Annotated in this window: 14 protein-coding genes; 8 read left to right on the forward strand and 6 right to left on the reverse strand. The window is 62.5% G+C overall.

Features of this window, described 5'->3' with window-relative positions:
- Positions 1-123 precede the first annotated feature (123 nt).
- A complete protein-coding gene (locus tag ACLBKR_RS04505) occupies positions 124-1230 on the forward strand; it encodes a branched-chain amino acid aminotransferase (RefSeq protein WP_113338843.1) in 1107 nt (368 codons plus the stop codon).
- A 36-nt stretch (positions 1231-1266) separates the two neighbouring features.
- Here the strand turns inward: ACLBKR_RS04505 and ACLBKR_RS04510 are convergent, their stop codons facing one another.
- Positions 1267-2055 carry an AraC family transcriptional regulator gene (locus tag ACLBKR_RS04510; protein WP_113438667.1) on the reverse strand — a complete coding sequence of 263 codons (789 nt, stop codon included), beginning with the start codon at positions 2053-2055 and terminating at the stop codon, positions 1267-1269.
- Positions 2056-2149: 94 nt separating this feature from the next.
- Between ACLBKR_RS04510 and ACLBKR_RS04515 the strand changes: the two genes are divergently transcribed.
- Positions 2150-3079, forward strand: coding sequence for a DMT family transporter (locus tag ACLBKR_RS04515; protein WP_414900804.1), 930 nt, complete (start codon positions 2150-2152; stop codon positions 3077-3079).
- Between the two features lie 49 nt (positions 3080-3128).
- Here the strand turns inward: ACLBKR_RS04515 and ACLBKR_RS04520 are convergent, their stop codons facing one another.
- Positions 3129-3524: a DoxX family protein gene (locus tag ACLBKR_RS04520; RefSeq protein WP_112827424.1), complete on the reverse strand. Its 396-nt coding sequence runs from the start codon at positions 3522-3524 to the stop codon at positions 3129-3131.
- 175 nt (positions 3525-3699) lie between these two features.
- Here ACLBKR_RS04520 and ACLBKR_RS04525 point away from each other — a divergent pair, with 175 nt between their 5' ends.
- Both ACLBKR_RS04525 and ACLBKR_RS04530 read left to right on the forward strand, forming a co-directional pair.
- Positions 3700-4836 carry a low temperature requirement protein A gene (locus ACLBKR_RS04525; protein WP_113448293.1) on the forward strand — a complete coding sequence of 379 codons (1137 nt, stop codon included), beginning with the start codon at positions 3700-3702 and terminating at the stop codon, positions 4834-4836.
- Positions 4837-4949: 113 nt separating this feature from the next.
- On the forward strand, positions 4950-5564 hold the full coding sequence (locus tag ACLBKR_RS04530) for a L,D-transpeptidase (protein ID WP_113341099.1): 615 nt from the start codon (positions 4950-4952) through the stop codon (positions 5562-5564).
- A gap of 11 nt (positions 5565-5575) precedes the next feature.
- Here the strand turns inward: ACLBKR_RS04530 and ACLBKR_RS04535 are convergent, their stop codons facing one another.
- Positions 5576-6481 carry a DMT family transporter gene (locus tag ACLBKR_RS04535; protein ID WP_113439556.1) on the reverse strand — a complete coding sequence of 302 codons (906 nt, stop codon included), beginning with the start codon at positions 6479-6481 and terminating at the stop codon, positions 5576-5578.
- Positions 6482-6607: 126 nt separating this feature from the next.
- Between ACLBKR_RS04535 and ACLBKR_RS04540 the strand changes: the two genes are divergently transcribed.
- Entirely contained in the window at positions 6608-7084 is a 477-nt protein-coding gene (locus ACLBKR_RS04540) for an Lrp/AsnC family transcriptional regulator (protein ID WP_113341101.1), read from the forward strand.
- Between the two features lie 24 nt (positions 7085-7108).
- On the opposite strand, the gene ACLBKR_RS04545 is transcribed toward ACLBKR_RS04540, so the two are convergent.
- Positions 7109-8125: a zinc-binding alcohol dehydrogenase family protein gene (locus ACLBKR_RS04545; RefSeq protein ID WP_113448292.1), complete on the reverse strand. Its 1017-nt coding sequence runs from the start codon at positions 8123-8125 to the stop codon at positions 7109-7111.
- A 123-nt stretch (positions 8126-8248) separates the two neighbouring features.
- Here ACLBKR_RS04545 and ACLBKR_RS04550 point away from each other — a divergent pair, with 123 nt between their 5' ends.
- Positions 8249-8671 carry a winged helix-turn-helix transcriptional regulator gene (locus tag ACLBKR_RS04550; RefSeq protein ID WP_112827418.1) on the forward strand — a complete coding sequence of 141 codons (423 nt, stop codon included), beginning with the start codon at positions 8249-8251 and terminating at the stop codon, positions 8669-8671.
- A gap of 10 nt (positions 8672-8681) precedes the next feature.
- Here ACLBKR_RS04550 and ACLBKR_RS04555 read toward each other — a convergent pair whose 3' ends face one another.
- Positions 8682-9857: an MFS transporter gene (locus ACLBKR_RS04555; RefSeq protein ID WP_414901730.1), complete on the reverse strand. Its 1176-nt coding sequence runs from the start codon at positions 9855-9857 to the stop codon at positions 8682-8684.
- A 136-nt stretch (positions 9858-9993) separates the two neighbouring features.
- Between ACLBKR_RS04555 and ACLBKR_RS04560 the strand changes: the two genes are divergently transcribed.
- Both ACLBKR_RS04560 and ACLBKR_RS04565 read left to right on the forward strand, forming a co-directional pair.
- Entirely contained in the window at positions 9994-10218 is a 225-nt protein-coding gene (locus ACLBKR_RS04560) for a hypothetical protein (protein WP_162757861.1), read from the forward strand.
- Complete coding sequence (locus tag ACLBKR_RS04565) at positions 10196-11101, forward strand: diacylglycerol/lipid kinase family protein (protein WP_113448291.1); 906 nt, start codon at positions 10196-10198, stop codon at positions 11099-11101. The genes ACLBKR_RS04560 and ACLBKR_RS04565 overlap by 23 nt, the downstream gene beginning before the upstream one ends.
- Positions 11102-11137: 36 nt before the next feature.
- Here ACLBKR_RS04565 and ACLBKR_RS04570 read toward each other — a convergent pair whose 3' ends face one another.
- The gene (locus ACLBKR_RS04570; protein WP_112827485.1) at positions 11138-12496 is read right to left on the reverse strand and encodes a glutamine synthetase family protein; all 1359 of its coding nucleotides are present in this window, start codon (positions 12494-12496) and stop codon (positions 11138-11140) included.
- Between the last annotated feature and the right edge of the window lie 22 nt (positions 12497-12518).

Below are 12518 nucleotides of genomic sequence, written 5' to 3' on the forward strand. Positions count from 1 at the left end.
GTGTAGCGCGATGGTTGGGCGCGGCCGGCATGACTTTGCCCCGCTCTCACGAAATGCCTTGAAAAATCCCGGCCGAAGCGGCAGTTTGCGCCACCTCCAAGATCACTTGAAAGATCATCGTCCATGCAAGCCGAAACGCCCCGCCTTACCTTCGATATCAAGCCGAATACCAGTCCGATGCCCGAAGCCGATCGCCTCAAGGCCTTCGAAAGCCTCGGTTTCGGCACGCTCTTCTCCGACCACATGGCGGTGATCCGCTGGAGCGAGGGCAAAGGCTGGCATTCCGCCGAGGTGACGGCGCGCGCACCGTTCCCGATCGATCCGGCATCGAGCGTTCTGCATTACGCCCAGGAAATCTTCGAGGGCATGAAAGCCTATCGCACGGCCGATGGTCGCGCCGTGCTCTTCCGCCCCGAGGAGAATGCCCGCCGCTTCAACGAGTCGGCCCGCCGCATGGCCATGCCGGAACTGCCGGAAGAGGCCTTCCTCGAAGCGGTCGAAAAACTCGTTCGCATCGACGCCAAGTGGATACCGCAAGGCGAGGGCGCAAGCCTCTATCTGCGCCCCTTCATGTTCGCCAGCGAGAACTTCCTCGGTGTGCGCCCGTCGAAGGAATACATCTTCTGCGTCATCGCCTCGCCGGTCGGCCCCTATTTCAAGGGCGGCGCCAAGCCGGTCAGCATCTGGGTTTCCGAACATTATACCCGTGCGGCTCCCGGCGGAACCGGCGCCGCGAAGTGCGGCGGCAATTATGCTGCAAGCCTCGTCGCCCAGGCCGAAGCCTATGCCAAGGGTTGCGATCAGGTCGTCTTTCTCGATGCCGCCGAACACAAGTGGGTCGAGGAATTGGGCGGCATGAACGTCTTCTTCGTCTTCGAGGACGGATCGATCGTCACCCCGCCGCTTGGCGGTACGATCCTGCCGGGCATCACCCGCAAGTCACTGATCTCGCTTGCCCGCGAGGAGGGCGTCACCGTTCATGAAAAGCCCTATTCCTTCGAGGAATGGAAGGCCGATGCGCAGAGCGGCAAGCTCAGGGAAGCCTTTGCCTGCGGCACTGCCGCCGTGGTTGCCGCCATCGGCACGGTCAAGTATCCGGAGGGTGAATTCAGCATCGGCGGGGGCGAGACCGGCCCGCTCACCACGAAGCTTCGCGACACGCTGGTCGGCATCCAGCGCGGCCAGAGCAATGACAGGCATGGCTGGCTCCATGCCATCGACGGCATCTGAAAGCGGAACTCTTTCCACCCGATGACACAGGGCCCGTCATTCCGGCGGGCCTTTTTTCTGGTTGCTGCGCATTTGCGATGGGCTCGTTCCGGTCAATCGCCGGAACATGGCGATGAAGGCCGATGTGTTGCCATAGCCCAGCCGGTGCGAAACCGATTGGACGCTGTGTCCCTCCTCGAGCAGGGAAAGCGCCGTGACCAGCTTCAGCCGTTGTCGCCAGTCGTTGAACGGCATGCCGAGAAGGTCCTGGCATCGCCTCGCCAGCGTGCGCTCCGTCGTGCCGCTGAGCCGGGCCCATTCGGCGGCCGAGCGACGATCGCCCGGATCGTCTTGCAGGGCGCGCAATACGGGGGCCAGCAGCGGGTCGTCCGTTGCGGGCAGGTAATGCAGGAAGCGCGGCGCGACCCGGACCTGATCGACGATCGCCATGGCGAGCCTGAGATCGGCGTCACTGCGGGGATGGCGCACGCCCCGCGCATCGAAATCCGCGAAGATCGCCTTCAGCAGCGGGCTGAGGCCGAGGGTGCAGGGTTCCTGCGGCAGGTCCGCGCATAACGATGCCTCGATATAGGCGGTGGCATAGCGGATGTCGTGACGATTGACCGCCTGATGGCTGAAACCCGCCGGAATCCAGATCGCATAATGGGGCGGCGACAGAAATGGCACCCCCTCGATGGTGATTTCAGAGACGCCTTCGAGCGCGTAGTTCAGTTCGGCCCAGGCCTGCCGGCGCGACGGGAAGACGGTTCCCGCACGATAGTACTCGGTGCGCAGGAAAACCGGCCGGGGCGGCTCCCCGTCGATGTGGCCGTACTGGATCGGCATGGCGTCTCCTCGTAACATTTTGTCTGATATTCGTTATATTGCGAGATTTAGACATTTGCTAGAGAGATGCCGAGCGTAACAATGCGAGGCGGCCATGGCGAAGTTTCAGCAGCGGGAAAGTGGATCGGACAATGGCTTGCCGATGATGCCGGTTTTGCTGGCGCTTGCCACCGTCGTCATCTGGTCCGGCAATACCATTGTCAGCAAGGCCGCGATCGATGTCATTCATCCGGCCTCGATCGCCTTCTATCGCTGGGTCATCGCTTTTCTCGTGCTGGCGCCCTTCGTGCTGCGTTCCGCCTGGAGCGAACGGCACGTCAGCCTGCGTTATGCTCCAAAGCTTGCCTTCCTGGGATTGATGGGCATGGTTGCCTATCAGAGCCTTGCCTATGAAGCGGCCAAGACCACCACCGCCGTCAACATGGGTGTGCTGATCGCCCTCGTTCCCCTGATTTCAACCTTTCTGGCGGCGCTCATCGCCGACGAGAGGCTTGCCGTGACCCGCATCATCGGAGGTATCGTCTCCTTTGCCGGCCTTCTCTACCTGACCGCGCGCGGGAACATCTCCAATCTGATTGAGGGCGGTGTGCATGTCGGGGATGGGCTGATGATCGTCGCGGTCTTTTCCAGCGCGCTTTACGGGGTGCTGCTCAAGCGTTGGCGTATTCCGATTTCCACCTGGCTGCAGCTCTGGTGGCAGATCGGCGCGGCGGTGTTGATCCTCCTGCCGTTCTGGCTGGCCAGCGAAAAGAGCCCACTCACGGCCGCCAATCTGCCGCTGGTTCTCTATGCGGCGCTGCCGACCTCGCTGCTCGGCCCGTTCATGTGGATGATCGCCGTGCGCGAGCTTGGCGCCGCCCGCTCCTCGATGTTCTTCAATCTCTTTCCGGTGCTGGTCGCAGCGCTGGCGATGATCCTGCTCGGCGAGCGGCTGGAGAGCTTCCATGTCATCGGCGGAGGACTGGCGCTTCTCGGCGTGATGATCGGACTGCGTCAGCCCGCACAACTCGCGGCGGGAACGTGAATGTCCTGACCGGCGGCGGACGCTCTCCGCGTCGTCCCGCCGACCGGCCTCACCTGCCTGCTTTCCACGCAGCGACCATCAGGCCGCCGATCACGGTGATATGCTCCATCACCAGGTAGAACTCAACGGTCTTCAGCGGCTCCTCCATCCTCCAGAACGTGTGGGCGATCGGAATGGTGAGCGCGGTGAAGACGCCGAGCGCACCCGCCCCGAGCCAGGTCCATCGGTTGAGAATGACCAGCAGGGAGCCGGCGAGCTGCACGAAAATGGTTGCGACCGCAAAGAAAGCCGGTGGATTGAGACCGAAATGCTGCATCTCCGCAACCGCTGCTGGAAAGTCCACGAGCTTGGAGACGCCGCTTGCCCAGAATATGTAGGTGAGCAGGATGCGTGCTACATAGCCGAACCATGTGGTCGCAGTGATCGATGTAATGACACTGTTCATGTAATCTCGTCCCCCAGGTTAACGACTGGCGAGTTTGCGCATCTTTCAAATATTGGCAATTATCAAAATTCGCCGTTCCGTATATTTTTCTTGCCGTTGAGCTTGCGGGCCAAAGAATTTCAGGGAAATCTCTCTTTATAGTCTGGCAATCAGGGCTGACCGGGGGGCGAGTGATATGAGCGACCATATCGAAAACGGCAAGCCACAGTTTCGAGCCCAGACCATCGAACTCTTCTTCGATCTGGTCTTCGTCTACACGATTACCCGTATCACCCACCTCGTCGAGCATGCCCATGGGGCGGTTGACTATCTGCACGCCTTTGCCGTGCTGATGCTCGTCTGGTGGATGTATGGCGGCTATATCTGGCTCACCAACCATGCCCACACGCCCAAGACGATGCGGCTCGTTTTGATGGCGGCCATGGCGGGCTTCATGGTGATGGCCCTGAGCTCTTCTGCCACCGAGGGAGAAGGTCGCCTGACCTTCGGGCTGGCCTATCTCTTCGTCGTCGTCCTGCATTTCGTCGCCTTTGCTGCGCAAGGCGGACGCGCAGCCGCGCTGGCCATGCTGCGCATCGTGCCATTCAATCTTTTCGCGGCCCTGCTGGTGCTTGCCGGAGGAGTGATCGATGCGGAATGGAGCTGGGTTCTGCTTCTCGCGCCCGCAGCCCTCTATCTGTCGGTGGCGGTGATGAACACCGGCGAGGGGTTTGCGCTCGACCCCGCACATTTCGTCGAGCGCCATGGTCTGCTGCTCATCATCGTGCTTGGGGAGACGATCATCGCGGTGGGAGCCGGTATCGGCGACGGCCCGCTGAATGCCGCGACGATAATGCGCCTCGCCCTCGGGATCGCTCTCATCGCCCTGTTGTGGTGGAGCTATTTCGATGCGGATGACGAGCGCGCCGAACACATCATGCTCGCGGCCGACAACCGGCGGCGGACACGCATTGCTCTGTTCGGTTATACGATCGGCCACCTTGCGATGATCGCGGGCCTCATCCTCGTGGCAGCCGGTCTCAAGGCGGCCGTGGGCGCTCCGGGCGGAGAGGAAGGACACGGTTCGGAAATGCTGCTAGCGCCGGGTGTTGCCGTCTATCTGGCTGCGGATGCCTTCTTCCGCCGTCTGGTCGGGCTGGCACCGGTGGCGGTGCGCTTGGTCGCGGCGCTTTTCTTCGCGCTGGTGCCATTGCTGCATCTGCCCTTGCACGGGGCTTTCCTGATTGCGGCTCTTGCGGCCGGAATTCTTCTCGCCTTGTTGGCAGAGGCAGGCCTGTCCAGAACTCGTGCCGCCTTGTTGCGTGCGGAGTAAGTAATTCCCGCAATTCAGGGATAGTATTTACCGGTTTTTCCACCGATTAACTCCGCATTAACCATGATTTCCTTAATTTGCCGTCATTCGACGAACACATTGAGGACATCAAAATGACGATTTCGCGCCGTGGTCTGCTGATTGGATTGCCGCTCTTCGTGGCGGGCTGCCAGTCGGTTCCGAACCAGCAGGCGATGTATGGCGATCGTCCGGAAGAGCCTCATCCGCTGAAGAAGATCCCGCTCGAGAAGATCAAGCCGGAACTGCGTCGCCAGGAAGTCGCTTACGAAACCGCGGAGGCCGCGGGAACCATCGTGGTCGACACGCCGGCACGGCGGCTCTACTACGTTCTGGGCGAGGGCCGCGCCATGCGTTACGGCGTCGGCGTTGGCCGCAATGGCTATGCACTGGCCGGCACCGCCTATATCGGCCGCAAGGCCGAATGGCCGACCTGGACGCCGACTGGCAACATGATCCGCCGCGATCCGGAAAAGAACCTGAAATATGCCGGCGGCCTTCCGGGCGGCATCAACAATCCGCTCGGTGCGCGCGCCATCTATCTTTACCGCAGCGGCAACGACACCATGTTTCGCATTCACGGCACCAACCAGCCATGGTCGATTGGCCAGGCCATGTCGTCCGGCTGCGTCCGCATGATGAACCATGACGTCATCGACCTCTACGAGCGTGTCAAGGTCGGCGGACGGGTCGTGGTGCTGCAGGCTTGAAGGCCCGAATTTCAGCTTCGCCTTGAGAGGATGCCGGTCGAAAGAAGTACGCCGGCCCCGGTGACCAGCGTTGCGGCAATCGTCAGCGCGCCGAGAGGTTCGCCGAGCAGGACGGCGCCGCCGAGGGCGGCTGCAACCGGAGTGACGGCGGTATAGGCGGCGGCCTGCGTGCCGCCGAGCGCTCTGACGGCATTGCCGTAAAGGATCGTCGCCAACAGCCCGGACAATATGCCCTGGGTGAGAACCTGCAGGCCGGTCTCGCTGACTGGAGCATCGAAGAGATGCGTGCCCAGGAAAGGAACAAGCGCAAGGTTGATGATCGTCGACCAGGCGCAGATCAGCGCACCGCCCTCATAGGCCGAGAGCCCGGAGTGCCGGAAGGCATGGGTGTAGACGGCCCAGAGCGTTGCACCGATCGGCAGGACGATATAGCTCTTCCAGCTCAGGACGCCGGTGGAAAGGCTGCCGAGCAGCAGAAGAACGCCGCCGCAGAAGATCGCGGCCATGCCGAGCCTGCGCATCCGGTCCGGCCTTTCCCCGAGAAGCACGATGCCGATCAGCGCTACGGCAAGTGGCATGACGCCCGGCAGCAGGACGCCTGCCGCAGAAGCCGGCGTTGACTTCATCCCGAAACCGACCACCTGGAAGAACGGCGCGCCGGAACCGAGAACCATCAGGATCAGCGGCAGTTTGGGTGTCTTCTTCGGCCAGAGCCCCGTTCTGAGCCAGACGGGAGCAAGCACCAGAGCCGGCACGCCGTAACGCAGCAGGCTGAGGTCGAGCGCGGAAAGGGAGGTGCCGACGCTGTGGCGCGTCGAAATCAGCCAGGAGGCCCAGATCAGCACGACGGACAGTGCCGAGATAGCGCCGAGGCCGGCGGAAAGCGGCGGTCGGGTGGCGTTGCTGATGGTGGTCATGGCGGCTCTCCTGATGCAGTCGCATGAAGATAGCGCGATATGCAGCAGTGTGTCCTTGCCATTTATGCCTGTAAAGGACACCATATTGGCAGAAAGATGCATCATTCTAGGTTTGGAGTTTCGAATATGCCAAAACTTGATAAATTCGACCTGGCCATTCTCGAGGCGCTCCAAAAGGACGCCCGCGCGACCAATGTCCAGATTGCCGAGCAGGTAAACCTGTCGCCGTCGCCCTGCCTTCGCCGAATACGGCTCCTCGAGGAGAGCGGTGTCATTCGCGGTTATCGTGCCGATATCGATCGCGGAACGGTTGGCCTGGAGCTCACCGTTTTCGTAACCTTCAAGGTCGCCCATCACACGCGGGAACATGCCCAAGACTTCCAGCAGGCGCTCCAGGCATTGCCCGAGGTCGTCGGCTGCTACATGATTTCGGGCAATTCCGATTTTCTTGCCGAAGTGGTGGTCGAAAACCTTGCGGCCTACGAAGCGCTTTTGACCGACAAGTTGCTGGTTCTGCCGCATGTCACCGACATCCAGTCGAACTTCGCCATCCGCAGCGTCAAGACGAGCGGACCGCTGAAACTGCCGGCGGCGAAGACCTAGCCCCGCCGCCGTATCCTTTTTGCCTCAGAAACCTTCCAGCACGACCTTGCCGGTGGTGCGGCCGCTCTCGATCAGCGTGTGGGCCTTCTTGAGGTTTTCCGCATTGATGGTCCCGAGCGTCTGCGACAGGGTGGTGCGGATCTTGCCGGCGTCGACGAGATCGGCGACGTGGTTGAGGAGCTTGTGCTGCTCGATCATGTCGGCGGTCTGGTGGACGGGACGGGCGAACATCATCTCCCAGTGGACGGAGACCGCCTTGCCCTTGAAGGGCATGATGTCATAACCGTCCTTCATGTCGTCGATCAGCACCACGCGGCCCTGCGGGGCGATCAGTTCGGCGATTTGCAACCGGTGCTGGGCGCTGCCGGTGACGGAGAATACGAAGGCCGGAGCGCCGATCCCCAAGGCTGAATATTCAGCCGCCAGTGGCTTCGAGTGGTCGATCACGTGGTGGGCGCCGAGCGCCCTTGCCCATTCGGCGGATTCCGGACGCGAAGCGGTGGCTATGACGGTCAGGTCCGTCAGGACGCGGGCAAGCTGGATGGCGATGGAACCGACCCCGCCGGCGCCGCCGGTCATCAGGATGGCATTGTTGGCGCCCGGCACCTTGTCCTGGACCTTGAGCCGGTGGAAGATCGACTCATAGGCCGTGATGGCGGTGAGCGGCAGGGCCGCGGCCTCGGCGAAGCCGAGCGAGGAGGGCATCCGCCCGACGATCCGTTCATCGACCAGATGAAACTCGCTATTGGTGCCGGGCCGGTTGATGGCACCGGCATAGAAAACTCTGTCGCCGGGCTTGAACAGCGTGACCTTCTCGCCGACCGCCTTGACCACACCCGATGCATCGAAGCCGAGGATGCGATATTCGCCTTCCGGCGGCGTTGCTCCGGCCCGGACCTTGGTGTCGACCGGATTGACGGACACGGCCTTGACCTCGACCAGCAGGTCATGGCCGGCCGCCACCGGTTCGGGCAACGTGATGTCGAGAAGGGAATCGTCGGACAAGATGGGGCCTGACTTCAGGTAACCGACTGCGCGCATGGAAATCTCCTTGGGATTGTGAGCACGCCATTCAATTGATACATATGTCCTGACTTCGCAAGAATGCACATTTTCTGTCCGTAGCGACATAAAATGTAGGTAGTATCAAAAAGGATACTGTTGATGTCCCGACCCCGCGCCAAGCTCACGAACAATTTTCCCGGCTGCCCCGTCGAATCGACGCTCAGTCTTCTGGATGGAAAATGGAAGGGCGTGATCCTCTATCACCTCATCACCAGCGGCACGCTGCGCTTTTCGGAACTGCAGCGCAAGCTGCAGAGCATCACCCAGCGCATGCTGACCAAGCAGCTCAGGGAACTGGAGGACAGCGGTATCGTCGAGCGGACGGTCTTTCCCGTCGTGCCGCCCCGTGTCGATTACAGCCTGACCTCGCTCGGACGCAGTCTCGGGCCGGTGATCCTCGCGCTGGAGCAATGGGGCCAGCGTCATGTCGTCTGCCGCGACGGCAAGAAATACGTGGTCACGCCGGACGATCCCTCGGCGGAGACGGAACTTGAGTTGGGCGGCGAACGCTCGGCGGCCTGAGACGACCCGCTCAGACGCTCGCCTTGTTGGCGACTGCCTGCGGTTTCCGTTCTAGCGCGATCGACATCAGGAACACCATGAGGCCGAGGAACGAGAGCACCGATCCGACATAACCGGTGGCGCCATAGCCGTATCCATGGGCAATCACGAGGCCGCCGAGCCAGGCACCGAGGGCGTTGGCGATGTTGAAGGCGGAGTGATTGGAGGCGGCGGCAAGCGTCTGGGCGTCGGCCGCGACGTCCATCAGCCGGGTCTGCACGGCCGGGCAGGCGGCAAAGCCGCAGCCGGTGAGGAAGACGCAGATGCACAGCATCACCGGATCGGCCGCCGTCAGCGAGAAGATCGCCATCAGCACCACGTTGAACGCCAGCATGCCGCCGATCGTGCCCTTCAGCGAATAATCCGCCATGCGCGATCCGACGACGTTTCCGACATTCATGCCAATGCCGAACAGCGCCAGCACGATCGCCACCATGCTGGCCGGCAGGCCGGCGGTATCGGTCGTGGTCTTGGCGATATAGCTGAAGATCGAGAACATGCCGCCGAAACCGACGGCTGCTACCGCGAGCGTCAGCCAGACCTGCAGTCGGCCGAAAGCGCCGAGCTCGCGCCGGATGCTGGCGCCTTCCGCGACCTTGTCCTTTGGCAGATAGAGCGCGATCAGGACGACGGTAAGCCCGCCGATGGCGCCGACCATGAGAAAGGCCGCCCGCCAGCTCATCAACTGGCCGAAAAAGGTCGCGATCGGCGTGCCGATCAGGGTGGCGATGGTAAGCCCCAGCATGACGCGGCCAACGGCGCGCGCCCGCCTGTGCGGTGGCACCATGGAGGCGGCAACCAGGGCCGCCACGCCGAAATAGGCGCCATGCGGCAGGCCGGTGACGAAGCGCAGGGCCGTAAAGCTCAGGAAATCGGGCGCCAGCGCCGACAGGATATTGCCGAGCGCAAAGACGCCCATCAGCGCAAGAAGCAGCGTCTTGCGGGGGAGCTTGGCCGCAAGAACCGCGATGATCGGCGCGCCGACCACGACGCCGAGCGCATAGGCGCTGATGACCCGGCCCGCCTCGGGAACGCTGACGCCGTAGGTGGTCGCCACGTCAGGCAGGAGACCCATGATGGCGAATTCGCCGGTGCCGATGCCGAAGCCGCCGGCGGCAAGCGCGAGCTCGATCAGGAATACCATCATCGGCGTCAACGTCGGCGATGCCTGGGCGCGGTCTGAAGGCGTGGAAGGCAGAGCGGTACAATCGGTCATGGAGCCACCTGAGGCAGGCCGCTGGCTGCGGCCCTGGCAAGGGAGATGAAATTCTGGAGGGTCAGAGATGCCCGGACGGACCGGCATTTCTCTTCAAATGCGATTTGATACCTATCATGTATTTGTGCGTCGCCGCAAAGCCCTTTCGCTTTCCGGCTTGAATTTTGGGCGCTGCATCATGATTTCTCCGGAACGAAACCAATACGCCACAGCTGCGTTGGATATCGGCGGCGGCGCATGCCCCTCCGGCATCCGAAAGACGAGGAAAGATGAAGGTCAAGGCAGTCTTTAACCGTGATGGCGGGACGTTCAGGACCATCGACATGACGGAATACTGCGCCCGCGCGACCGAGGCGTTCAGGGCCGCAGGCCACGAGATCGAATGCCGTGTCACCCCGGGGAACGAGGTTGTCGATGCCCTGGAGCGCGCGGTCGGCGAACCGGGCGTGGACGCGCTGGTGGCAGGCGGCGGCGACGGCACGATTTCGGCAGCGGCGGGGATCGCCTGGAAGGCTGGTCTGCCGCTCGGTGTCGTTCCGGCGGGCACCATGAACCTCTTTGCCCGTTCGCTGAAGATCCCGCTTGATATTCACGCGGCCCTCGACGTACTGGCGGGCGGAGAAATAAAGGCCGTCGACATCGCCACGGCCAACGGCAAGCCCTTCGTGCATCAGTTTTCGGCCGGCCTGCACGCGCGCATGGTGCGCATGCGCAATTCGATGAACTATGCTTCCCGCTTTGGAAAGATGCGGGCGAGCATACGCGCAGCGCTTGGTGTCATGCTGCGGCCCTTGCGTTTCGAGGTCGTCTTTGACATCGACGATGATGGCCGCGCCGAGCACCGTGTTGTCGCCGCCATCTCGGTGTCCAACAATCCCTTCGGCAACAATCCGCTGTTCTTCGCCGACGACCTGACGACCGGCAAGCTGGGGGTTTATTTCGCAGATCCGTTGCAGCCCCCCGGTGTCGCCAGACTGGCGGTCGATATCCTGCGGGGAAGGCTGAAGGAGAACGAGGCGGTGACGGCCGCGACTGCTGAGACGGTCCGGCTGCATTTTCCCAAACGCCGTCACGGCGCGCTGTGTGTCATCGACGGCGAGCTTCTGCGCATGCCGCGCGACGTGGAGCTGCGTCAGCATCCCGGAGAGTTGAAGGTGCTGGCGCCGATCTTGTGACGGCGCCCCGCACTTGCGCAAAGGACGGGCGGCGGCTCAGATGCGCGGTAGATAGGTCTGGTAGTCGAAGCTCGAGACGGTGCGCAGGTAGGTGATCGCTTCCTTGCGCTTGGTGTCGCCGTAGATGCGCTGGTATTCGGAGCCGAAGATATCGGCGATGAACGGGGATGCCCTGAAGCGATCGACGGCCGTCAGGAAGTCGTGGGTCAGGATTTCGGGGTTTTCCGGCGCGCTGTCCGGGCTGGTGACCGGGCCGGGGTCGAGCGTTTCGTCGAGGCCGAGCAGCATGCCGCCGAGGATCGCCGCAAGCAGCAGGTAGGGGTTGGCATCTGCACCGGCGACGCGATGCTCGATGCGGGCCGCGGGTCCGTCCTTGTCCGGAATGCGGATCGCCGTGCCGCGATTGCCGAACCCCCAGTCGATCTTGTCGGGCGCGAATGAACCCGGCTGGAAGCGGCGGAAGGAATTGGCGAAGGGGGCGAAGACGAGCTGGGCTTCCTGCATGGTCTTCAGCATGCCGGCGGTGATCGACTTCAGCTTCACCGGATCGCCGCCCTTTGCGTCGAGGATGTTCTTGCCGTCCTTATCGATGATCGACGCATGCACATGCAGGCCGGAACCGGCCTGATCGCTGTAGGGCTTGGCCATGCAGGTGGCCTTCAGGCCATGACGGCGCGCGGCGAAATCGACGACGCGCTTCAGGTAGACGCAGTCGTCCGCGGCCGCCAGCGCATCGGGTCGGTGCAGGAGGTTTACCTCGAACTGGCCGGGGCCGAATTCCGCCGTCGTCGCGTCGGCCGGAAGTTCCATCGCGTCGCAGTAGCGGCGCACCGTGTCGAGATAGTCCTCCATCGCGGCGGTCGCGCGCATGTCGTAGAGTTGGAAGCCCTCGGCCTCGCCCTGCATTACCAGTTCCTTCGGCGGCAACGGCTTGCCGGTTTCACGGAAATTGGGCTGTATCACATAAAATTCGAGTTCGGTGGCAACGACCGGGGTGAGGCCGCGCTCTTCATAGCGTTTCAGCACATTCGCAAGGATCGCGCGCGGGCAGATGTAATGCGGATTGCCGTCCAGCGTGTGCATGGTGGCGAGCACCTGCTTGGAACCGGCCGGCCCCCAGGGAAGGGCGGTGAGGGATCGCCTGTCGGCGACGCAGATGCCGTCGGGATCTCCGAGCGTGAGGGAAATGCGGGTGATGTCGTCGTTGTCGTCGCCCCATATGTCCAGCGACTGGGTGGAGGCCGGCAGGCGCACGGCATTTTTCCAGACTTTATCCTCGGCCTTTATTGGGATCATCTTGCCGCGCAGGTCGCCGCTCATGCCGACGAGCAGGACTTCGATGCGCGCGGACGGGTCGGCTGCGGGATTTTCGGCGGCCTTGGACAAATCGGTCATGAAAATGCTTCTCGCTGGCGAA

The sequence above is a fragment of the Paenirhizobium cremeum genome (assembly GCF_047553425.1).
Lineage (GTDB): Bacteria > Pseudomonadota > Alphaproteobacteria > Rhizobiales > Rhizobiaceae > Allorhizobium > Allorhizobium cremeum.